General features: G+C 70.1%; 20 protein-coding genes. 14 read left to right on the top strand and 6 right to left on the bottom strand.

The genetic code is table 11. The features are described from left to right. Positions 1-31: 31 nt before the first annotated feature. Positions 32-1066: an ABC transporter permease gene (locus OG452_RS11105; RefSeq protein WP_327295451.1), complete on the bottom strand. Its 1035-nt coding sequence runs from the start codon at positions 1064-1066 to the stop codon at positions 32-34. 368 nt (positions 1067-1434) lie between these two features. Here OG452_RS11105 and OG452_RS11100 point away from each other — a divergent pair, with 368 nt between their 5' ends. The 5 genes from OG452_RS11100 to OG452_RS11080 all read left to right on the top strand — a co-directional run bounded on the left by OG452_RS11100 (position 1435) and on the right by OG452_RS11080 (position 7251). Beyond that, positions 1435-3066, top strand: a complete 1632-nt coding sequence (locus tag OG452_RS11100) for a peptide ABC transporter substrate-binding protein (protein WP_327295450.1) — start codon at positions 1435-1437, stop codon at positions 3064-3066. 79 nt (positions 3067-3145) lie between these two features. Next, positions 3146-4069 (top strand): ABC transporter permease, encoded by a 924-nt coding sequence (locus tag OG452_RS11095; RefSeq protein ID WP_327295449.1) that lies wholly within the window; start codon positions 3146-3148, stop codon positions 4067-4069. Next, positions 4062-5036, top strand: a complete 975-nt coding sequence (locus OG452_RS11090; RefSeq protein WP_327295448.1) for an ABC transporter permease — start codon at positions 4062-4064, stop codon at positions 5034-5036. The genes OG452_RS11095 and OG452_RS11090 overlap by 8 nt, the downstream gene beginning before the upstream one ends. Positions 5037-5048: 12 nt before the next feature. Next, positions 5049-6026 (top strand): ABC transporter ATP-binding protein, encoded by a 978-nt coding sequence (locus OG452_RS11085; RefSeq protein WP_327295447.1) that lies wholly within the window; start codon positions 5049-5051, stop codon positions 6024-6026. Next, the gene (locus OG452_RS11080) at positions 6016-7251 is read left to right on the top strand and encodes an ABC transporter ATP-binding protein (RefSeq protein WP_327295446.1); all 1236 of its coding nucleotides are present in this window, start codon (positions 6016-6018) and stop codon (positions 7249-7251) included. Before OG452_RS11085 ends, OG452_RS11080 begins: the two co-directional genes overlap by 11 nt. Positions 7252-7256: 5 nt before the next feature. Here OG452_RS11080 and OG452_RS11075 read toward each other — a convergent pair whose 3' ends face one another. Both OG452_RS11075 and OG452_RS11070 read right to left on the bottom strand, forming a co-directional pair. Continuing rightward, positions 7257-8411 (bottom strand): ABC transporter ATP-binding protein, encoded by a 1155-nt coding sequence (locus OG452_RS11075; protein ID WP_327299591.1) that lies wholly within the window; start codon positions 8409-8411, stop codon positions 7257-7259. A gap of 448 nt (positions 8412-8859) precedes the next feature. After that, positions 8860-11010 (bottom strand): S9 family peptidase, encoded by a 2151-nt coding sequence (locus tag OG452_RS11070; protein WP_327295445.1) that lies wholly within the window; start codon positions 11008-11010, stop codon positions 8860-8862. Between the two features lie 256 nt (positions 11011-11266). Between OG452_RS11070 and OG452_RS11065 the strand changes: the two genes are divergently transcribed. From OG452_RS11065 to OG452_RS11030, 8 genes are all read left to right on the top strand, one after another. Further along, positions 11267-11461 carry a hypothetical protein gene (locus OG452_RS11065; protein WP_327295444.1) on the top strand — a complete coding sequence of 65 codons (195 nt, stop codon included), beginning with the start codon at positions 11267-11269 and terminating at the stop codon, positions 11459-11461. 50 nt (positions 11462-11511) lie between these two features. After that, a complete protein-coding gene (mshB, locus tag OG452_RS11060) occupies positions 11512-12537 on the top strand; it encodes an N-acetyl-1-D-myo-inositol-2-amino-2-deoxy-alpha-D-glucopyranoside deacetylase (protein ID WP_327295443.1) in 1026 nt (341 codons plus the stop codon). Beyond that, a complete protein-coding gene (locus OG452_RS11055) occupies positions 12534-12941 on the top strand; it encodes a DUF6113 family protein (protein WP_327295442.1) in 408 nt (135 codons plus the stop codon). Before mshB ends, OG452_RS11055 begins: the two co-directional genes overlap by 4 nt. A 164-nt stretch (positions 12942-13105) precedes the next feature. Beyond that, on the top strand, positions 13106-15079 hold the full coding sequence (locus OG452_RS11050; protein WP_327295441.1) for a hypothetical protein: 1974 nt from the start codon (positions 13106-13108) through the stop codon (positions 15077-15079). A gap of 176 nt (positions 15080-15255) precedes the next feature. Next, complete coding sequence (locus OG452_RS11045; protein ID WP_327295440.1) at positions 15256-16179, top strand: ABC transporter ATP-binding protein; 924 nt, start codon at positions 15256-15258, stop codon at positions 16177-16179. Next, entirely contained in the window at positions 16176-16913 is a 738-nt protein-coding gene (locus OG452_RS11040) for an ABC transporter permease (protein ID WP_327295439.1), read from the top strand. Before OG452_RS11045 ends, OG452_RS11040 begins: the two co-directional genes overlap by 4 nt. Further along, complete coding sequence (locus OG452_RS11035) at positions 16910-18073, top strand: sensor histidine kinase (protein WP_327295438.1); 1164 nt, start codon at positions 16910-16912, stop codon at positions 18071-18073. The genes OG452_RS11040 and OG452_RS11035 overlap by 4 nt, the downstream gene beginning before the upstream one ends. Then, on the top strand, positions 18070-18675 hold the full coding sequence (locus OG452_RS11030) for a response regulator transcription factor (RefSeq protein ID WP_405562796.1): 606 nt from the start codon (positions 18070-18072) through the stop codon (positions 18673-18675). The genes OG452_RS11035 and OG452_RS11030 overlap by 4 nt, the downstream gene beginning before the upstream one ends. Positions 18676-18732: 57 nt before the next feature. Here the strand turns inward: OG452_RS11030 and OG452_RS11025 are convergent, their stop codons facing one another. Both OG452_RS11025 and OG452_RS11020 read right to left on the bottom strand, forming a co-directional pair. Continuing rightward, entirely contained in the window at positions 18733-20133 is a 1401-nt protein-coding gene (locus tag OG452_RS11025) for a glycosyltransferase family 39 protein (protein WP_327299589.1), read from the bottom strand. 293 nt (positions 20134-20426) lie between these two features. Further along, the gene (locus tag OG452_RS11020; protein WP_442809990.1) at positions 20427-20984 is read right to left on the bottom strand and encodes a DUF2000 family protein; all 558 of its coding nucleotides are present in this window, start codon (positions 20982-20984) and stop codon (positions 20427-20429) included. A gap of 49 nt (positions 20985-21033) precedes the next feature. Here OG452_RS11020 and OG452_RS11015 point away from each other — a divergent pair, with 49 nt between their 5' ends. Further along, on the top strand, positions 21034-21852 hold the full coding sequence (locus OG452_RS11015; RefSeq protein WP_327295437.1) for a helix-turn-helix transcriptional regulator: 819 nt from the start codon (positions 21034-21036) through the stop codon (positions 21850-21852). 38 nt (positions 21853-21890) lie between these two features. On the opposite strand, the gene OG452_RS11010 is transcribed toward OG452_RS11015, so the two are convergent. Then, positions 21891-22733, bottom strand: coding sequence for a transglutaminase-like domain-containing protein (locus tag OG452_RS11010; protein WP_327295436.1), 843 nt, complete (start codon positions 22731-22733; stop codon positions 21891-21893). Positions 22734-22746: the final 13 nt, after the last annotated feature.

Genomic DNA, 22746 nt, shown 5'->3' with positions numbered 1-22746 from the left:
ACCACGGCGGCCGGGCTGTTGGAGCGGAGGTTCAGCGCCTCGACTTGGGGTCGAGCGCGTCCCGTACCGAGTCGCCGAGCAGATTGAAGGCGAGCACGAAGATGACCATGGAGATGCCCGGGAAGAGCATGAAGGTGATGTCGTTCGTGTAGTAGGACGAACCACGGGCGATCATGACGCCCCAGTCGGGGGTCGGGTCGATCATGCCGACACCGAGGAAGGCAAGGCCCGCCTCTGCCGTCACCATGGCGGGCAGGGCCAGGGTGGACTGGATCAGGATCGGCGTCCAGAGGTTCGGAAGCAGTTCCTTGAAGATGATCCGGGCGGGGGACGCGCCGGTCACCTTGGCTGCTTCCACGAACTCACGCTCACGCAGGGCCAGTACCTGACCACGCAGCAGACGCGCCATCGATGCCCAGCCGAAACCCGCGAGGACGATGATCAGCGAGACCGCCCGCAGCGAGGTAGGGATGTCGTCGTCCGGGCGGACGAAGAGCCCGTAGACCACCGGCATGAAGGCGATGAAGAAGAGGGTCGACGGGAACGACAGCAGGATGTCGATGATCCGGCCGATGAGGTAGTCCGTCTTGCCGCCCAGATATCCGGCCGTCACGCCGATGACCACCCCGACGACCGTCAGGAGGATCGTGATCGCCGAGGCGATCAGTAGCGAGGTGCGGATTCCGTAGAGCAGGAACGTGAAGACGTCCCGTCCCAGCGAAGGCTCAAGCCCGAACCAGAAGTCGCTGCTGATGCCGCCATTGGGCTTGATCGGGTAGGCGAAGCCGTTGAGCAGCCCGGGGGTGTCCTGGCCGTACGTCTCGTACGGGTTCTTCCCGTAAAGCTTCGCTATCAGCGGTGCAGCGATGCCGATCACGAAGAAGAACACGACGACGCAGACGGATATGACGCCTGTCCTGTCGCGCTTGAATCGCCGCCAAGCCAGTTGGCGTGGGCTCCGGGCTTCGGCGCCCTTGTTGGGGCTGTCGGGCTGCCGGGACTCCTCAACGATGCCGATGGAAGTGGTGTCCACCGGAACGAGGGGGGCCGGGGATGGCGTGGTCATCGAACTCCTGTCCCCGTACGGAAAGCGGCATCCTCCGGGCAGGAGGAGCTAAGGGGTTGGAACGGACCCAATCAATCGAGTTGACAACGGTCAATGCGCGTAGCAACTCCACACCTGGTCTTTAGGTTCTTGACGCTGTTTTGGGAAAGAAAAGGTGTCCTATCGGTGGACAGCTGATTTATGAAAGCCGCAAATCATGTGATCACGGGCGGCTGTGTCCGGTCAAAGGTGTGTCCATTTCGTTATGCGGGGCATCCGGGCGTTTCTGGTGACGGATGGACACAGACGGCCGCAGTGAAGGTGCATTGATGCTGCTATCCAGTGATATTGGGCCCTAAGCATGATTTAGGACCTAGAGGAGGCACTCCATGCGCGGAGCCGCACACGCCAAGTGGGCCGCATGCGCGGTCGCCGTCGCACTCGCGGCGACGGCCTGCGGCGGCGGAGGAAGCAGTGGCGGAAGTGGCGGGGCGAACGGGGTGCTCAGCTCCTCCTGGGGTGATCCGCAGAACCCGCTGGAGCCGGCGAACACCAACGAGGTCCAGGGCGGCAAGGTCCTCGACATGATCTTCCGGGGCCTGAAGAAGTACGACCCGAAGACCGGCAAGGCCGAGAACATGCTGGCCTCCAGCGTCACGACCAAGGACTCGGTCAACTTCAAGATCACGATCAAGAAGGGCTGGACGTTCAGCAACGGCGAGAAGATCACCGCCAAGTCCTTCGTCGACGCCTGGAACTACGGCGCGGATCTGAAGCACAACCAGAAGGACGCCTACTTCTTCGCCTATATCGACGGTTACGACAAGGTCCACCCGGACTCCGGCAGCGCGAAGGCCTCTACGCTCTCCGGGCTCAAGGTGGTCAACGACACCACCTTCACGGTGAAGCTGAACCAGAAGTTCTCCACGTTCCCCGACACCCTCGGGTACCCGGCCTTCGCCCCGCTGCCCACGGCGTTCTACAAGAACCACTCCGCCTGGCTCTCCAAGCCGATCGGCAACGGCCCGTACACCGTGGACTCGTACACCAAGGGCTCGCAGATGAGCCTGCGCAAGTGGGACAAGTACCCGGGCTCCGACAAGGCGCAGAACGGCGGCGTCGACCTCAAGGTCTACACGGACAACAACACCGCCTACACCGACCTGACCGCGGGCAACCTCGACCTGGTCGACGATGTCCCCGCCGCGCAGCTCAAGAACGTCAAGGCCGACCTGAACGGGCGCTACATCAACACCCCCGCGGGCATCATCCAGACCCTCGCGTTCCCCTTCTACCGCCCCGAGTGGAACACCGCGGGCGCCAAGAAGGTGCGGATCGGGCTGTCGATGGCGATCAACCGGCCGCAGATCACCAAGACGATCTTCCAGAACACCAGGACCCCGGCCACCGACTGGACCTCCCCGGTCCTCGGCGCCAGCGGCGGTTACAAGGCCGGGCTCTGCGGTGCCTCCTGCACGTACAACCCCACCGAGGCGAAGAAGCTGGTCAAGGAGGGCGGCGGCATCCCCGGCGGCCAGCTGAAGCTCTCGTACAACGCGGACACCGGCTCGCACAAGGAGTGGATCGACGCCATCTGCAACAACATCAACAACACCCTCGGCAACGACAAGGCGTGTGTCGGCAACCCGATCGGTACCTTCGCCGACTTCCGCAACCAGATCACGGCGAAGAAGATGACGGGCCCGTTCCGGGCCGGCTGGCAGATGGACTACCCGCTGATCCAGAACTTCCTGCAGCCGCTGTACTACACCAACGCCTCGTCCAACGACGGCCACTGGACCAACAAGTCGTTCGACAACCTCGTCAACCAGGCCAACGCGGAGACCGACAAGGCGACAGCCGTCAAGAAGTTCCAGGACGCCGAAGGTGTGGTCCGGGACAACATGGCGGCCATCCCGCTCTGGTACCAGAACGGCAGCGCCGGCTACTCCGACCGCGTCTCGAACGTCGCGCTGAACCCGTTCAGCGTGCCGGTCTACAACGAGATCAAGGTCCACTGACGCCTGAGGAGGCACGGCCCGGCGCGCCGAGCGCGCCGGGCCGCACACCTTCCCGGAACGACGACCCCCGGAGCCCCTCATGGGACGTTATGTGATCAGGCGTCTGCTGCAGATGATCCCGGTCTTCATCGGCGCGACGCTGCTGATCTTCCTGATGGTGAACGTGATGGGCGACCCCGTCGCGGGACTCTGCGGCGACCGCGCCTGCGACCCGGCGACCGCCGCCCAGCTGCGCAGCGAGTTCGGCCTCGACAAGCCCGTGTGGCAGCAGTACCTGACCTACATGGGCAACGTCTTCACCGGCGACTTCGGCACCGCGTTCAACGGTGAGAAGGTCACCGACCTGATGGGCAGCGCCTTCCCGGTCACCATCCGGCTCACCATCGTCGCCATCATCTTCGAGGTGATCATCGGCATCGCCCTCGGTGTGATCACGGGGCTCAAGCGCGGACATCCGGTCGACTCGTCCGTCCTGCTGCTCACCCTGGTCGTCATCTCGGTGCCGACCTTCGTCACCGGTCTGCTGGCCCAGCTGCTGTTCGGGGTGCAGTGGGGGCTCATCAAACCCGCGGTCTCACCTGCGGCCCCGTTCAACGAGCTGATCCTCCCCGGGTTGGTGCTCGCGTCCGTGTCACTCGCGTACGTCACCCGGCTGACCAGGACCTCGATCGCGGAGAACCGGCGCGCCGACTACGTCAGAACGGCCACCGCCAAAGGGCTCCGCAAGCGCCGCATCATCGTCCGGCACCTGCTGCGCAACTCGCTGATCCCCGTCGTGACCTTCATCGGGACCGACATCGGGGCCCTGATGGGCGGTGCCATCGTCACCGAGCGCATCTTCAACATCCACGGCGTCGGCTACCAGCTCTACCAGGGCATCGTCCGCCAGAACAGCCAGACCGTCGTCGGCTTCGTCACCGTCCTCGTCATCGTCTTCCTGGTGGCGAACCTCATCGTCGACCTCCTCTACGCCGTTCTCGACCCGAGGATCCGGTATGCCTGAGCCGCAGAATTCCGACGAAGCGATCTCCGCCGCGGGGGCCGGCGGCGCCACCGACCTCGCCATGGGTGAGGGCGTCACGCTGGAGAACCCGCAGGACGGGGGCGGACCCGGGCCCGACGAACCGGCCCGCAGTCTCTGGTCCGACGCCTGGCGCGACCTGCGCCGCAACCCCATCTTCATCATCTCGGGGCTGATCATCATCTTCCTCGTGGTGATCTCGATCTGGCCCCAGCTCATCGCCACCCAGAACCCGCTCGCCTGCAACCTGGACAAGGCCCAGGAGGGCCCCCAGCCCGGCCACCCCTTCGGCTTCACCGGACAGGGCTGCGACGTCTACACCCGTACGGTCTACGGCGCCCGGCAGTCCGTGACGGTCGGTGTCTGCGCGACGGTCGGGGTGGCCCTCATCGGCAGCGTCCTGGGCGGCCTCGCCGGCTTCTTCGGCGGCGCGGGCGACGCGGTCCTCTCCCGGGTCACCGACATCTTCTTCGGTATCCCGGTGGTGCTCGGTGGTCTGGTGCTGCTGTCCGTGGTCACCAGCAGCACCGTCTGGCCGGTGATCGGCTTCATGGTGCTCCTCGGCTGGCCGCAGATCGCGCGGATCGCGCGCGGCTCCGTCATCACCGCCAAACAGAACGACTACGTCCAGGCCGCGCGGGCGCTCGGCGCCTCCAACTCCCGGATGCTGCTGCGCCACATCGCGCCGAACGCGGTCGCCCCGGTGATCGTCGTGGCGACCATCGCACTCGGTACGTACATCTCGCTGGAGGCGACCCTGTCCTTCCTCGGCGTCGGCCTGAAGCCCCCGACCGTCTCCTGGGGCATCGACATCTCCGCGGCCTCCCCGTACATCCGCAACGCCCCGCACATGCTGCTCTGGCCGGCCGGTGCGCTGGCGGTCACGGTGCTCGCCTTCATCATGCTCGGCGACGCGGTGCGCGACGCCCTCGACCCCAAGCTGCGCTGAGGAGTCCGGACCATGCTGCTCGAAGTACGCGATCTGCACGTGGAGTTCCACACCCGCGACGGGGTCGCGAAGGCGGTGAACGGCGTCGACTGCACGGTGGACTCCGGTGAGACGCTCGCCGTCCTCGGTGAATCGGGCTCGGGCAAGTCGGTCACCGCCCAGGCCGTCATGGGGATCCTCGATATGCCACCGGGCAGGATCGCGGGCGGCGAGATCCTCTTCCAGGGGCAGGATCTGCTGAAGCTCAAGGAGGAGGAGCGGCGCAAGATCCGCGGCGCGAAGATGGCGATGATCTTCCAGGACGCCCTCTCCTCGCTCAACCCGGTGCTCAGCGTGGGGGAGCAGCTCGGCGAGATGTTCATCGTCCACAAGGGCATGTCCCGCAAGGACGCAAGGGCCAAGGCCGTCGAGCTGATGGCCACGGTACGGATCCCGGCGGCCAAGGAGCGGGTCGGCCAGTACCCGCACCAGTTCTCCGGCGGGATGCGCCAGCGCATCATGATCGCCATGGCGCTGGCCCTGGAGCCGGACCTGATCATCGCCGACGAACCGACCACGGCCCTCGACGTGACCGTCCAGGCGCAGGTGATGGACCTGCTCGCCGAACTCCAGCGGGAGTTCAACATGGGGCTGATCCTGATCACCCACGACCTGGGCGTGGTGGCGGACGTCGCGGACAAGATCGCGGTGATGTACGCGGGCCGGATCGTCGAGACATCGCCGGTCCACCCGATCTACAAGGCACCGGCCCACCCGTACACCAAGGGCCTCCTCGAATCGATCCCGCGCCTCGACCAGAAGGGCCAGGAGCTCTACGCGATCAAGGGCCTGCCCCCGAATCTGCTGCACATCCCGCCCGGCTGCGCCTTCCACCCCCGCTGCCCGCTGGCCCAGGAGGTGTGCCGCACCGACGTACCGCCCCTGTACGAAGTGTCCCCGGAGCGCCGGAGCGCCTGCCACTTCTGGAAGGAGACGCTCAATGCACGCTGACCACCCGCGGCGCGACGTGGAACGTGAGGAGGCCGAGGCGCAACGCGACCTGATGGAGAAGTCGCACGCGGAGATCGCCTTCCACGAGAAGGAGCCCATTCTCGAAGTCCGCGACCTGGTCAAGCACTACCCGCTCACGCAGGGAATCCTGTTCAAGAAGCAGGTCGGCGCGGTCAAGGCCGTCGACGGGGTATCGTTCGCGCTCACCCGGGGCGAGACACTCGGCATCGTGGGCGAGTCCGGCTGCGGCAAGTCGACCGTGGCCAGGATGCTGGTCAACCTGGAGCCCCCGACGCACGGTTCGATCCGTTACAAGGGCGAGGACATCACCAAGATGTCCGGGCGCGCGCTCAAGGCCGTACGCCGGAACATCCAGATGGTCTTCCAGGACCCCTACACCTCGCTCAACCCCCGGATGACGGTCGGCGACATCATCGGGGAGCCGTACGAGATCCACCCCGAGGTCGCGCCCAGGGGCGACCGGCGCCGGAAGGTCCAGGACCTGCTGGACGTCGTCGGGCTCAACCCGGAGTACATCAACCGCTATCCGCACCAGTTCTCGGGCGGCCAGCGCCAGCGCATCGGCATCGCGCGCGGCCTCGCCCTCAACCCCGAGATCATCGTGGCCGACGAGCCGGTCTCCGCGCTCGACGTGTCCGTGCAGGCGCAGGTCATCAACCTGCTGGGGCGGCTCCAGAAGGAGTTCGACCTGGCGTACGTGTTCATCGCGCACGACCTGTCGATCGTCCGGCACATCTCCAGCCGGGTCGGCGTGATGTACCTGGGGCGGATCGTCGAGGTCGGCTCGGACGCGGAGATCTACGAGCACCCCACCCACCCGTACACACAGGCGCTGCTCTCGGCGGTGCCGGTGCCCGACCCGGAGGCACGGGACCGGCGCGAGCGGATCATCCTGGTCGGCGATGTGCCGTCGCCCGCCAACCCGCCGTCCGGCTGCCGCTTCCGTACCCGCTGCTGGAAGGCGCAGGAGCGGTGCGCGCAGGAGGTGCCGGCGCTTGCGGTGCCCGAGGTGTTCCGGACCGTGGAGGGGCCGGTTCACCACGACTCGGCCTGCCACTTCGCCGAGGAGATCCAGGTCGTGCCGGACACCGGGGGCGGACCGGACGAGGGCCCGACGTGGCCGCCGGAGGAGGGCCCGGCCGACCCCTCCGGGCCCTCCTCCGGTTCGTCTCCAGGACCCTCGTCCGGCGCGACGCCCGCATAGCGTCTCTACGAGGCGTCCGCGGCCTCCACCCCGGGAGCGCCAGGACCGCTCTGGTCCGCCTCCAGGTCCCGCAGCGCCGGGTCGAGGATGATCTCCTCCTCGCGCTCCGTCGTCGGGTCCTCGGGGAAGTGGCAGGCCGTCAGGTGCCCGTCCCGGCTGCCGTCGATCCGTACCAGCGGGGGCTCCTCGGTCGCGCACTTGTCCTGCGCCTTCCAGCAGCGGGTACGGAACCGGCAGCCCGACGGCGGCGAGATCGGCGACGGCACGTCGCCCGCGAGCCGGATGCGCTGGTGGGCCGCGCGTTCCTCGTCGCTGACGAGCGCGGCCTCCGGGACCGCCGAGAGCAGGGCGTGTGTGTACGGGTGGCGCGGCTGCTGGTAGATGGAGTCCCGGTCGCCCACCTCGACGATCTTGCCGAGGTACATGACGGCGACGCGGTCCGAGAAGTGCCGGACGATCGCGAGGTCGTGAGCGATGAAGAGGAACGCGATGTCCAGCTCGCGCTGGAGTTCCTGGAGGAGGTTGACGACCTGGGCCTGGATGGAGACGTCGAGCGCGGAGACCGGTTCGTCGGCGACGATGAGCTTCGGTTCGAGTGCGAGGGCGCGGGCGACGCCGATGCGCTGACGCTGGCCACCGGAGAACTCGTGCGGGAAGCGGTTGTAGTGCTCGGGGTTGAGGCCCACGATCTCCAGGAGCTCACGGATCCGGTGCTCCCGGCCGCCCTTGGGGCGGAGGCCGTTGATCTCCATCGGGCCGCCGATGATCTTGCCGACGGTCTGGCGGGGGTTGAGCGACGAGTAGGGGTCCTGGAAGATCATCTGGATCTCGGGGCGGACCGGTGCCAACTGCCTGCGGCCCGCGCGGGTGATGTCCTGGCCCCGGTAGACCAGCCGGCCGGCGGTCGGTTCGAGCAGCCGGGTCAGCACCCGTCCGGTGGTGGACTTGCCGCACCCCGACTCGCCCACCAGGCCGAAGCTCTCGCCGGCGTGCAGCGAGAGGTCGATGCCGTCGACGGCCTGGACGGCGCCGATCCTGCGCTTGAAGGGGAAGCCGCCCATGATGGGGAAGTGCTTGGTCAGCCCCTCGGCGGAGAGCAGTACCTCACCCTGGCGGGGCGCCTTGTCGCGGGGAGCGGGAATGGTGGCCTCGTGCGCCATGTCGTATCGCTTCCTAGGTGTGGTGCCCTGGCCCCGGCCGGTGGGTCCGGCCGTGGCTTGATCCATCAACTCCCTTGCCAGCGGTGCGATATGGGCTCCTCGTTGCTCCGCCCCCGCTGTCCGGAATCATCGCAGCTGAGCGGAGCGTGGCCCGGCGTGACGACGCGAGTCAAGGGCCTGGCGGCGTCGGGGGCGCAGTCCCCGTGCTTCTTGGGCGAAGTTTTTGCGGACTGACGCGCATACGTGCTGGACATGCTGTCCGGCCAGGCGACAAATGCCGAAAAAGCATGATCGAAATCTTTGACAAGGCGGCAACTCGCCCGTCATGAGACCGATATGCGGAACCGTCAGGCTGGAGAGCGTACGGCCGTGCGGGTGCCGTGGTCCGGCCGGGGCGAGATGCCGCCCCGGCCGGTCGTACCCCGGCCGTCCCGTGCGGGCCGCGCCGCTAGCGCGGTGCCAGGCCCAGGGACCGCTTGAGGAAGTCGACCTGGAGCAGCAGCAGATTCTCCGCCACCTGTTCCTGCGGCGTCATATGCGTGACCCCGGAGAGCGGCAGCACCTCGTGCGGGCGCCCCGCGGCGAGAAGCGCCGACGAGAGCCGCAGGGTGTGGGCCGCGACGACGTTGTCGTCCGCCAGGCCGTGGATGACCATCAGCGGCCGGGCCCGATTCTCCGGCGCCGAGAGGCCGTCGTCGGTGACGAGCGCGCTCGCCGCGTACACCTCGGGCTGCTCGCCCGGATCGCCGAGATAGCGCTCGGTGTAGTGCGTGTCGTACAGCCGCCAGTCGGTGACCGGGGCGCCGGCGACAGCCGCGTGGAACACGTCGGGGCGGCGCAGCACCGCGAGTGCGGCGAGATAGCCGCCGTACGACCAGCCGCGGATGGCCACCCGGTCCAGGTCCAGCGGGAAGCCCTGGCCGGCCAGGCCGTGCAGGGCGTCGATCTGGTCGTCGAGCGTGAGTGTGAAGTCGTCCTTGATGGCCTTCTCCCACGCGGGGGAGCGGCCCGGGGTGCCCCGGCCGTCCGCGACGACCACCGCGAATCCCTGGTCGGCGAACCACTGCGACGTGAGGTGCGCGTTGTGCGCGGCGACCACCCGCTGGCCGTGCGGGCCGCCGTACGGGTCGAGGAGCACCGGGAGGGCGCCGTCGGATTCCCGGTGGCCGCTCGGGAGCAGGACGGCGCACGGAATTTTTCGTGCGCCCCCTTCGGTGAGCCTCACGCGGGGGGTGAGGCCCGGCGTCTCCGCGTAGGAGGCGACCGTCGCCACCTCCTTGCCGTCCCGCAGCACCCGGACATCCGTGCCCGGCCGCTCCGTACGGGCCGACAGAAGCACCGTGACACCGCCGGAACGCACCGCCGAGTGCACGCCGGGCCCCGCCGAAAGACGCTCGACCCCCAGCTCGTTGACCCGGTAGACATGGATCTCACCGGTCTCGGGGTCGGCGGCGGCCTCGCCCGCCGACGCGGAGACCAGTACGTCGTCAACGGAGACGTCCAGCACCGCCCGTACGTGCAACTCCGGTCCTGTGAGCAGCCGGTCGCCGACCGCGAGCACCCGGGCGCCGCCCTCGTCGGCGATCCGGACCAGCCCGCCGGCGGCCGACCTGGCGGGCACCCCGGGGAAGAGGTCGAGCCACACCGGGTCCTCGTCGACATGCAGGGTCCTGGTGGTGCCTGACTCCGTGTCGACCCCCAGATAGCGCTGGCTGCGCTGGTCGCGGGCCTGGACGAGCAGCAGCGGGGCGCCGTCGGACGACCAGTGCACGGCCGCCAGATACGGGTGCCGTACGCGGTCCCAGACCACCTCGGTGCGGGTGCCGTCGAGGGCGTAATGGAAGAGCCGTACCTCGGCGTTGGGGGTGCCGGCCGCCGGATATCCGACCTGCGCGGGCTCCTGCCCGGGGTGCGCCGGATCGGCGATCCACCAGCGCTGTACGGCGCTTTCGTCGGCCCGCGCCACCAGGAGGCTCCGCGAGTCGGGCGCCCACCAGAAGCCGCGCGAGCGCTGCATCTCCTCGGCCGCGACGAACTCCGCGAGCCCGTACGTGATGTGCGCGCCCTCCGGCTCGGCGAGCGCCCTGTCGTCCGCGGAGTCCGCACCGTCCGCCGGCTTCGTCCCCACGACGCGCAGCGCGCCGCCGGTCACATAGGCGACAAGGCTGCCGTCCGGGGACGGCCTGGGGTCGATGACCGGCCCCGGGACCCGGATCTCCCGGGTGCCGCCGACCCGCAGCCCGGCTGTGAACAACCGTCCGGACAGGGCGAACACGGCCAGTTCGGCCGCTTCGTCGACCGCGTACCCGACGATGCCCGCCGAGCCCTCCCTGCTCCGCTCGCGGCGCGCCCGCTCCCCGGCCGAGAGCTGCTCGGCCGCACCGCCGAGCAGCGCCTCCGGGTCGGCGGCGACGCGCTCCCGTGCGCCCTGTGCGAGGTCGAGCACCCAGAGCCGGTTCGCCCGGTCCGTTCCGGTGGGGGAGCGCAGGTAGACGACCCGGTTGCCGTCGGGCGACACCGTGAAGGCGCGTGGGGCACCGAGCGTGAAGCGCTGGGTCCTGGCGAACCGGCGCGGAAAGGAGTGTTCGTTCGATGTCATGCGACTGAACCTAGCGCCGCGCCAGCGCCGCGCCAGCGCCGCGCCAGCGCTGCGGCAGGACGGGTGGCGGAGCGTCTCCGGCGGCGGGCATGTGCCGACCGGTTCTGCCGGGGGCGTACGTCCATGCGCCCCTCGTGCTGCCGTGCATCGATCATGCAAGCCGCCGGATAGTTATGATCCGTAGCGCTAGGTGGGTATGAGGCTACCGGCAGTTGTGTCATGCCCTTGGACCGTACGGAAGTGGAGGTGAACCGTCATGGCGCTCTCGATCTCGGCGGTGGTGCTGCTGATGATCATCGTCGTGCTCATGGTCAGGAAGTCGGGGCTCAAAGCGGGGCACGCGCTGGTCTGCGCGCTCCTGGGCTTCTATCTGGCCAGCTCGTCCGTGGCACCCACCATCCACTCGCTCACGACCAATGTGGCCGGGATGATCGGCGGTATCAAGTTCTGAGACGGCGGTCGGGCGGTTCGGGGAGCGGACACGGCTCGTAGGCTGTTCCTATGACGGACCTCCCCGACCGGCCGACGGACCTCCCTGGCCGGCGCCTGCTGCTGGTGCACGCGCACCCCGACGACGAGTCGATCAACAACGGCGCCACCATGGCCGCGTACGCCGCCGAGGGTGCCCACGTCACCCTGGTGACCTGCACTCTCGGCGAGGAGGGCGAGATCATCCCGCCCGGACTCGCACACCTGGCGTCCGACCGCGATGACGGTCTGGGCGCCCATCGCATCGGCGAACTGGCCGCCGCGATGCGGGAGCTGGGCGTCACGGACCACCGCTTCCTCGGCGGCCCGGGCCGCTTCCGGGACTCGGGGATGATGGGTGTCGCGCAGAACCACCGCGAGGGCGCCTTCTGGAACACGGCGGTGGACGACGCGGCCGCCTACCTCGTCGAGGTGATCCGCTCCGTACGGCCGCAGGTCCTGGTGACGTACGACACCAACGGCGGCTATGGCCATCCCGACCACATCCAGGCCCACCGCGTCGCGATGCGCGGTGCCGATCTCGCGGCCGAGCCCGGCTTCCGGCCGGACCTCGGTGAACCGCACACGATCGCGAAGATCTACTGGAACCGGGTGCCGCGGTCGGTGGCCGAGGAGGGCTTCGCCCGGCTGCGGGCGGCCGGTGCCGGGTTCCCGGGGATCGCGGATGTCGGTGATGTGCCGGGGGTCGTGGATGACGCGGTCGTCACCACGGAGGTCGACGGGACCGCGTACGCCGACGCCAAGTCGGCCGCGATGCGGGCGCACGCCACCCAGATCGCGGTGGACGGCCCGTTCTTCGCGCTCTCCAACGACCTGGGCCAGCCGCTCTTCACGCGCGAGTGCTATGAACTGGTGCGGGGCACGTCCGGAGCGCCGGACGGCGAGCGCGAGACGGACCTCTTCGCGGGCATCACGGCGGACAGCGCGGCGAGCGCGACGGCCGGCAGCGCGGGAGCGGCAAGCAGCGCGGCGAGCGCTACGGCGGGCAGCGCGGGAGCGGCAAGCAGCACAACGGGCAGCACAGGAGCGGACGAATGAGTATGAACCAGGGCTATACGGGCATGGCGGCCCCGCCGAACCCCCGCCGTATCGCTGCCTACTTCGGGCTGGCCGTCCTCGGTGCGCTGACCGGACTCGCGGGCGCGCTCGTGCAGGCGGGCTGGTTCCCCGGTGGCCTGGTGCTCGCGCTGCTGGGCGCCGCGGCCGTGTTCTACGGCGGCCGGGTCGCGACCGGTACGGCGATCGGGGCCGGGGCCCCCGCCGTCGGGTGGCTGGTCGCCGTCATACTGCTGACCGCCACCCGCCCGGAGGGCGACTTCGTCTTCGGTGCGGGAACGGCCTCGTACGTCTTCCTGCTGGGTGGGATGGTGGCCGCTGTGATCTGTGCCACCGTGCGCAAAGTGCCGCGGCCGGAGCCGGATTCCGCCCGACCTGGCAAGTGATGTGCCGCTTCGCCCGGTGAACCGGGCGCGGCCGCCGGGCTCTCGGAACGTCGCATTCCACTGGGTGGGGGGTGTGATCGCGCCGCGGCCAGTATGGTGGTGCGCGCCGCCGAACCTCCCGCACAAGTAAGAACGGGCGGCGGAGCCAACCGGGAGAACCTGCCTTGAGTCGTGAAACTGACAGTTCGTCCACCGGTCCCCAGCGACGTGGAGGGGCCGCGTACCCCTCGGGCACGCCGCCGTACGGAACCCGCCAGTCTCCGGAGGAGGCCGCACCGCCGGCCCCCGAGCCGCAGCCGGACGAGCCCAGGACCGAGACCACGCTGACGACGCGTATCCGGATCAACATCCCTGGCTCGCGGCCGATCCCGCCGGTCGTCATGCGGACGCCGATGGGCGAGAGCGAACCCATCAACGGTGCTGACGGCGGCGCCGACCAGGAGCGCACCGCGGCGATGCAGCTGCCGCCCGAGCCCGCTCCTGAGCCGGAGGCCGAGCAGCCGTCGGCCGGGCGGCGGCCCACCAGCGACTGGTTCGCGCCGCGCAAGCCCGCCGCACCTTCAGCGCCTTCCGGGGCCAACGGAACGGCCGGAGCGCCGCGTTCCGCCGGGCTGTCGGGTCCGTCAGGGCCGTCCGTACCCGCCGCCCCCGGGCCCGGAGCGCAGGACGGCGGCGCACCCGGCGCCGGCCTGCCCTACTTCTCCGAGCCGCCGCAGCGGAACACCGGCGGACCCGGTACGCCCGGCACATCAGGTCTCTCCGGCCCTCCCGGGTCCCTCGGCTCGCTCGGGCCGCTCGGCCCCTCCGGGCCGACCACCGGACCCGCCACCGGCACCAGTCCGCTGACGCCGCCGCTCGGCGACGACCCGTCCGCTCTCCGGGGCACCGGGACGCCGCTGTCGGACGACACCGCCGTACTGACACCGCAGCAGCCCGCGCCGGAGTTCGGCACCGGCGGCCCGCCGGCCGGCGGCAACGTCTCGGGCTCCACGCTCAGCAGCGGTGTCCCGGTGGCCCCGTCCGACCGCCGTGCGCCGTTCCCGCCCGGCCCCGGCAGCGGTACGGCTCCCGGTACGGACGGCCCCGACGGGCCGCGGTTCTCCGGCGGCCCCGCTCCGTACGGCCAGTCCGAGCACCCCGGCGTGGTCCCCAGCCCGGCGCCCGCCCCGGTCCGCAAGGCCGCACCGGCCAGGAAGGGCCGCTCGAAGCTGGGTCTCATCGGTGTCGGCATCGTCGTGCTCGCCGGTGTGGCGTACGGCGCCGGGCTGCTGATGAACCACTCCGACGTACCCAAGGGCACCACCGTGCTCGGCGTCGACATCGGCGGCGGCACCAGGGACCAGGCCGTCAACAAGCTCGACAGCACGCTCGGCACCCGGGTCAACTCCCCGATCCAGCTGAGCGTCGACGGCCACAGGACCGAGCTCAGGCCGGCCACGGCGGGGCTCACCCTCGACACTCAGGCCACCGTGCGCGGTGCCGCGGGCAGTGACTACAACCCCGTCTCGGTGATCGGCTCGCTCTTCGGCAACCGGCGCCAGGTCGAGCCCGTCCTGCCGACCGACGACGAGAAGCTCGGCGTCGCGCTCACCGATCTGGCGGGTGTCTCCGGCTCCGCGTCCGACGGCACGATCAAGTTCGAGCCCGGCAAGGCCGTCGCCGTACCCGGCAAGGCGGGCAAGACGCTGGACGTCAACAAGTCGATGGTCGCCGTCCGGGACGCGTTCCGCGCGCAGGTCCAGACCGGGAAGCCGCACACCGTGCAACTCCCCGTCGTGGTCAGGCAGCCGACGATCACCAAGACCGAGATCGACCGGGCCATGAAGGACTTCGCGCAGCCCGCGATGTCCGGTCTGATCACGATCAAGGCGGGTGGCAAGCAGATCCAGTTCGGGCCGGAGAAGTCGCTCCCCAAGATCCTCTCCATGAAGCCCGTCAACGGCCGGCTCGAACAGACCTACAACCGGACCGCCATCACCCAGCTCCTGGAAGGCGTCTTCGACGGCGTCATGATCACCAAGGGTGACGGGCAGAAGCACCCGGTCTCGGCGACGGACGTGGCGCAGGCCATGCAGACCGCGCTGCTCGGCAAGACGCCCGCGGAGCGCACCGCCACGATCAGCCTCAACCCGAGCTGACCGCGGCAGCTGCCACGCACATCCGGACTGCCCGGCCCCCGCCGACCACCTGACGCCGACCGACAGCGTCAACACACCGGCGGGGGCCGTGTCATGGCCCCGGTATGACATCTGTCATCGACGACTCACGACAGGCTGCTCTGCCGCCAGGGCCCCCGTTGCGCGACGCTGGTCCCATGACGAAGACGACAGCACCGCCCACCACCGTGGCGAGCTTCGAGAACGTGAACAAGAGCTACGGCGAGGTGCACGCCGTAGCCGGGCTCACGCTTGATCTGCACCCCGGCGAGACCGTCGCACTCCTCGGTCCCAACGGGGCGGGCAAGTCATCGGCGCTCGACCTCCTGCTCGGACTGCGCAATGCCGACTCGGGCACCGTCCGGGTCTTCGGCACCACCCCGGAGCAGGCCATCAGGGACGGCCGCGTCGGCGCGATGCTGCAGAGCGGCGGCCTGATGGAGGAGGTCAAGGTCCGCGAGCTGGTCCAGCTGGCCTGCGACCTGCACCGCCACCCGCGTCCGGTCGCCGACGTACTCGACCGCGCGGGCATCACGCAGATCGCCGACCGCATGGTCAACAAGCTCTCCGGCGGCCAGGAGCAGCGAGTCCGCTTCGCGCTGGCGACGGCGGGGGACAACGACCTGATCGTCCTCGACGAGCCGACCACCGGCATGGACGTCTCCGCGCGGCACGCCTTCTGGGCCACCATGCGCGAACAGGCCGACCAGGGCCGTACGGTCCTCTTCGCCACGCACTACCTGGAGGAGGCGGACGCCATCGCCGACCGCGTCCTGGTCCTCCACAAGGGCCGGCTGCTCGCCGACGGGACCGCGTCCGAGATCAAGGCCAAGGCCGGTGCCCGGCGGATCGCCTTCGACCTGGAGGGCGCCATCGACGAGGACGCGCTGCGCGGTCTCCCGTTCCTGACGGCCTTCGACGTCTCCGGCCGCACCGTCCGTATCCAGTCGTCCGACGCCGACGCCACCGTCCACGCGCTGTACGGACTCGGGCTCTACCCCCGCAACCTCGAAGTCGCGGGCCTCGGCCTGGAGCAGGCCTTCGTCGCCATCACCGAGGCCGAGGAGGCCAAAGCAGTATGAGGACCCTGGTCAAGCTCGAAATCATCCGGACCCTGCGGAACCGGAAGTTCATGTTCTTCTCGATCCTCTACCCCTCGATCCTCTACCTGATCATCTCCAGCGGGGCGTCGTCGGGCCGGGTGAGCGGAACCGGCCTCACCCTGCAGAACTTCTACGTGGTCGCGATGGCCTCCTTCGGCGCGCTCACCGCCGTCCTCATGGGCAACAGCGAACGCATCGCGAAGGAGCGCGAGAAGGGCTGGGTGCGCCAGCTGCGCCTCACCTCGCTGCCGGGCCGTGGCTACGTCCTCGCGAAGATCGGCAGTGCGGCCGTGGTCACGCTGCCGTGCATCGTCGTCGTCTTCATCGTGGCGGCGATCGCCAAGAACGTACGGTTCGACGCCTGGCAGTGGCTCGCCCTGACCGGAGTCATCTGGGCCGGCAGCCTGGTCTTCGCCGCGCTCGGGGTCGCCATCGGGTACATCGCCAGCGGTGACGCGGTCCGGCCGATCACGATGATCATCTACTTCGGCCTCTCCATCCTCGGCGGCCTCTGGATCCCCACGACGACCTTCCCGACGTGGCTGCAGAACATCGCGGAGTGGCTGCCCACCCACGCGTACGCCGGTCTCGGCCAGGCCATCGAGCTGGGCAACGCCCCGCACGCCAAGGACGTCGTCATCCTCTTCGTGTACTTCCTCATCTTCGCGGGCGGCGCCGCCTGGCTGTACCGGAAGGACACACTGAAGGCGTGAACCAGGAACGAGCGGTCGGCATCGGGAAGGTACCGGAGAACACCAGGGAAGCCGCCAGGAAGATGCTCTGGATCGGCATCTGGCTGATCTTCCTCGGGACCCCGCTGAACGCGCTGCTCGACGGCCGCTACCCGGCCGCCGGGCAGGCGCTCGGCTGGAGCGGGCTGACCGTCTTCGTCGGCCTGTATCTCGTCACCGTCTTCCGGAACACCAGCCGCATGCTCTCGCCGAGGACGGTCCACCTCAGCCTGGCAGTCCTCGGCGCGCTCGCCATCGGGCTCAACCTCGCCCTCGGCTCCCCCTGGCTCGTGCTCTTCGTGTACGTGGCGGTGAACTGCGGCGCGGTCCTGTCGTTGCGCAGGGCGACCTGGGGAATCCTCGGGACCACGGCGCTGATGTGCCTCCTCTCGCTCCGCGACGACCATCCGCTGGAGCTCGCGGGGCCGTTGCTCATCCCGGCGCTGCTCGGCGGATTCGCGATGACCGGGGTGCGGCAACTGATCCGTACGACGGTCGAGCTGAAGGAGGCCCGCGCCACGGTCGCCCAGCTCGCCGCCAACGAGGAGCGGCTGCGGATGGCCCGCGACCTCCACGACCTCCTCGGCCACTCCCTGTCGGTGATCACCCTCAAGTCCGAGCTGGCCGGCCGGATGCTGCCCGGCCGGCCGGAACAGGCGGCCACCCAGGTCGCGGACATCGAGCAGGTCAGCCGACAGGCGCTGACGGACGTACGGGAAGCGGTCACCGGCTACCGCCGCCCCACCCTGCCCGGCGAACTGGCGGGCGCCCGTACCGCGTTGGCTGCCGCAGGCATCGTGGCCGATGTGCCCACCGATGTGCCGGACGACTGCCGGACCGGCGACCTGGACGAGGACCAGGAGGCCGCCCTGGCCTGGGCGCTGCGCGAGGGCATCACCAACGTCGTACGCCACAGCGCGGCCCGCCACTGCACGGTCGCGCTCAGCTCCCGGCAGACCCTGGGCGGCCGCCGTCTCGAACTCGTGGTGCGTGACGACGGCAGGAACGCCGTGGCAGGCCCGCACGGCAACGGACTCACCGGCCTGGCCGAGCGCCTCGCCAAGGCAGGCGGCACGCTCGGTACGCAGGCCGGTCCTGGCTTCACCCTCACCGCCCGTGTCCCCATAGGATCCGGGGCATGATCAGGCTCTTGCTCGCCGAGGACCAGGCCATGGTCCGGGAGGCCCTGGCCGCGCTGCTCGGCCTGGAGCCGGATTTCGAGGTCGTGGCCCAGGTGGCCCGCGGCGACGAGATCCTGGCCGCCGCCCGGGCCCACGCCGTGGATGTCGCGCTGCTCGACATCGAGATGCCGGGCATGACCGGCATCGAGGCGGCGGCCCAGCTCCACCGTGAACTGCCCGCGCTCAAGGTCGTCGTGCTGACCACCTTCGGCCGCCCCGGCTATCTGCGCCGGGCCATGGAGTCGGGCGCCCACGCCTTCCTGGTAAAGGACGCCCCCGCGGCGCAACTGGCCACCGCCGTACGGAAGGTGCTCGACGGTGAGCGGGTCATCGACCCCACGCTGGCGGCCGCGGCGCTCTCGGACGGCGCGAACCCGCTGACGGACCGCGAGCGCGAGGTGCTGCGCGCGGCGGCGGACGGCTCGACCAACGCGGAACTGGCGGCGGCGCTGCACCTGTCGCAGGGGACCGTCCGCAACTACCTCTCGACGGCGATCCAGAAACTGACGGCCCGCAACCGGGCCGAGGCGGTGCGGATCGCCCGCGAGAAGGGCTGGCTCTGAAGGGCCGTTCCGCCGTCGTGGTGAGGTGCGACAGCGGCGGCCGGGCGGCCTCGCGTCTCAGTGAGCCGGCGTACGTCGCTCGTAGACCGTCACCCGGCGTCCGCGGTCCTGTTTGTCGGCCACCGGCCTGAAGTACTTCTTCAGCACGGCGGTCTTCGTCCTGTCCCGTGCGCCCGCCACCGGTTTCGCCACCTCCGGGGTGTCCGTCACCAGCAGGATCCACCGCTGGGCCAGCATCGCCGTACGTATCCGGCCGGGGTCGGCCTCCAGGCCTTTCAGGGTCCCGGACCCCTCCGGGCTCTGCACCAGAGCTATGTCCTGCAGCCCCGAAAAGGCGCTCGGGGAAACGGACTTGGTGTCCCGGCGCGCCGACGGGACGAAGAGCACCGCGTTCCCGGTCTGCTTCAGCCGCCGTACGTCCGATGCCACCGCCAGGACGTCGTCCACCCGGCTCGACGGAGACCGTTTGGCCAGCGACTGCGGCAGCAGCGCCACCGTCGCTACGGCGATCACCGCGGGGAGCACCCACACCGACGCTCTCGGGTGCCGGGGCCTCACCGCCTGTACCGCCGAGCCGATACCCGTACCGATCAGCAGCGCGAGACCCAGCAGACTGAAGAGGATGTACCGGTCCAGGAACAGCGGCTGGATCAGCGAGAGACCGATGAGGCCGATCTGCGGCACCGCCAGCAACGGCAGCCCGACGGCCGTCACCGAAAGCGGGCTCGCCCGGGGCCGGTCGAGGAGTACGCAGGCTCCGCCGGTCACCAGCAGAACCGCCGGGCCGATCAGCATGTGCCAGGTCAGCGGCGGTATCCAGGACACCTGTGCGGACTGGCCCCGGCTGAAGAGGATTAACGGCAGCACACAGACCGTGGCGGCCGCGGCGGCAGTCGCCCAGCGTCTCCACACCGTGCGGCCGGCCCGGCTCCAGGCCAGCGTCGCCATATGTGCCGGGAGGATCAGGAGCGAGAGCCAGTTCAGCAGCCCGCCCAGCAGGACGGTGAAGCCGTACACAGCCCAGTACGCCGTCCGGCCCCGCCCCTGCAGCAGGGCCACGAGCAGCGCTGTGGAAATCCCGGCCCCGGCCGCGACCAGGGCGTACGGCCGCCCCTCCTGGAGGTAGAACTGCACGGCCGGAAGCAGCCCGAAGGCCATCCCGCCCGCCAGCCCCGCCCACATACCGGCCAGCCGGCGGCCGACCACCGCGACGCATGCCGCCGCCACCCCGGTGGCCAGTACCGAGGGCAGCCGCAGCGTGGTGGTGCTGGGGCCGAAGCACTCGAACAGCCAGTGCATCAGGAGGTAGTAGCACCCGTGCACGACGTCGACGTTCCCCAGCATGTGCCAGATCTCAGCCGTGGAGCGCTGGGCGACCTGCCAGGTCGCGGCCTCGTCCCGCCACAGACTCTCCTGTCGTGACAGGCCCCACAGGCCCAGACAGAAGGTCCACAGCATCGGTACCGACCAGACGAGGACGCGGCGACGGTCCGGGCCGGCCGGGGCCGCGGCGGACGTCGGCCCGGCCCCCGGGAAGCAGGGCGACGAACGCGATATGTGTACAAGGGACATGAAGGAGGGCTTCCGGGGTTGTCTTCACAGCGGCTGCGGTACAGGGCGGAGGGTGAGAGCCGCGAAGCCCCCTCCCCGGTACGAATCGTAAGCACTTGCGATATCCGCCTGTGCGGCCGCTGTGAAGACATCCCCCGGGCCGCTGTCCGGCGGACGGACGGTACGGACCGGAGAAGCGGCTACGGGTGCATCCTGGCGCCCTTCAGCACCTTGTCCACCGCGTTGCGGGGTCCGTACACCGCGAGCCCCACCAGATCGAGCCGGTCGCGCCCGACCGCCCGGACCGCCGCCCGGTTGTCCCGGTCGTTGCCCGTGCGGAACAGATCGCGGGTGAAGACGGCGCGGGGGAGCGCGCGGGACAGGGCCCGGGAGTGGGCGGTGGTCAGCGTCTGGCCGGAGCCCTCGAAGACCAGCACGGGCTGCCGGAACATCGGCAGATAGGCGGTGCCGTCGGCGTCGGCGTACGGTCCGCCGATCACCTCGGGCACCGTCGGGCCGAGGCCGCTGACCAGGAAAGCGGTGACATTCAGCCGCTGCCAGGTCTCCAGGTCCTCGTGCAGCAGTACGGCGATCTTGGTGTCGAAGCGGACCGGAGCGCCGTCCAGGGCGCTGCTGCCCGCCAGGCTGTCGGCGCCGAGGCTGTCGGCGCCGAGGCCCGGGCCGGCGAGGTCGGGGCCGGCGAGGTCGGGAGCGGTGGGGGCGGGAGCGGCGTGGCCGGGGGCGGTCTCGGTTCTCATGCTCCGAGACTGCCGAGTGGTCCCGCGCACCGTCTTGTACGTTCTTTGCATGGTGTCCGGGCCGGAGGTCTCCGCATGGCGCCCGCCCGTGGCGGGTGTCGTGGAGGTCTTCCACGCCCACTTCACCGAGCACGCCTACCCGATGCATGTCCACGACGCCTGGACCCTGCTGATCGTCGACGACGGGGCGGTGCGGTACGACCTCGACCGGCATGAGCACGGCACCCCGCACGACACCGTCTCGCTGCTGCCTCCGCACGTGCCCCACAACGGTTCGCCCGCCACCCCGCGCGGCTTCCGCAAGCGGGTGCTCTATCTGGACATGACGCAGCTGGACGCCGGGTACATCGGCGCCGCCGTCGACCGGCCGGACCTCGTCGACCCGGTGCTGCGCAGCCGCGTCGGCCGGCTCCACACGGCCCTGGCCTCGCGGGGCGAGGAACTGGAGGCGGAGAGCAGGCTGGCCCTGATCAGCGAGCGGCTGCGCGGACACCTGCGGCCCGGCACCGCCACCCGCCGCCGGGAGGAGGACGGCAGGTCCGTCGCGGACCGGCTGCGGGAACTGCTCGACGAACGGCTGGTCCAGGGGGTGACGCTGCGGGAAGCCGCCGCAGAGGTGCACGCCCACCCCGCCCATCTGGTACGGGCGTTCAGCGCAGCCTTCGGTATCACCCCGCACCAGTACCTGACGTCACGCCGGGTCGACCGGGCCCGGGGGCTGCTGCTCGAAGGGGTGCAGCCCGGCGAGGTGGCTGTGGCCACCGGGTTCTACGACCAGTCCCATCTGACCCGGCACTTCAAGCGCGTCGTGGGCATCGCCCCGGGACGGTACGCCCGCACCGGCCCGACGTCGCGTACCGCCGGTTGAGTGGCCGCCGGTTCAGCGTCCGTTCAGCTGGGCTGCCGTCAGTTGAGCATCGCGCGGGCCGACCTCGCCTGTCGGCGTACCGCCTCGGCCGCTCCCGGGTCGACCGCCGCGACCATCTCCGCGTACTCCTCCATCTCCACCGCGCCGCGCACGAAGTCCCCCCGCTCGACCAGGAGTTGGGCGTGCTCGTAGCGCAGCCGCGCCGGGTGGGCGGGCAGCAGCAGGGAGAGTTCGATGGCCCAGAGCTGGACGTCCGTGCGCTCCGGGCGGGCCGCCGCCCAGGCGCGGATGTTGTTCAGGACCCGCAGGATGATCTCCAGCGGGCCGGCCGGGGCGAGCATGGACGGGTCGAAGGGCGCCCCCGTCGCCCCGGCGACCAGGGCGCCCGCGTCCTCGCCGCTGAGCAGCCGGCCGCCCCCGAAGGGATCGGCGAGCACCTGCTCGTCCGGCGGGCCCGACGGATCGCCGAAGCCGACCACGAAGTGGCCGGGCAGCGCCACCCCGTACACCGGGGCCCCGGCCCGCCGCGCGACCTCGGTCCACACCACCGAGAGCAGGATCGGCAGCCCGCGCCTGCGCCGCAGCACCTCGTGCAGCAGCGAGGACTCCAGCCGCTGGTAGTCGGCGGCGGCGCCCCGGAAGTCGTGCTGTACGCCGAGGAGTTCACCGAGCGCGGTGGCCCAGGCGCGGGCTCCGGTCACCCCGAACGGCACCATCCCCGCCAGCCGGTCCAGTTCGATCTGGGCCGTGTCGATGCCGTCCTGGCCGAGCGAGGGATCGGCCTCGGTGCCCACCAGCAGGCACAGCAGGGCGAGATCGGGCCGCTCGGCGCGGGCCTCCTCGGCGAACTGCTGGCGCCAGTCGGTGGATTGCTCGTCCATATGAGTCTCGTAC

Source organism: Streptomyces sp. NBC_01197, from assembly GCF_036010505.1.
Taxonomy (GTDB): Bacteria; Actinomycetota; Actinomycetes; order Streptomycetales; family Streptomycetaceae; genus Streptomyces.
The sequence above is the reverse complement of the archived record's forward strand: the minus strand, read 5'-3'. Positions and strand labels throughout refer to the sequence as shown.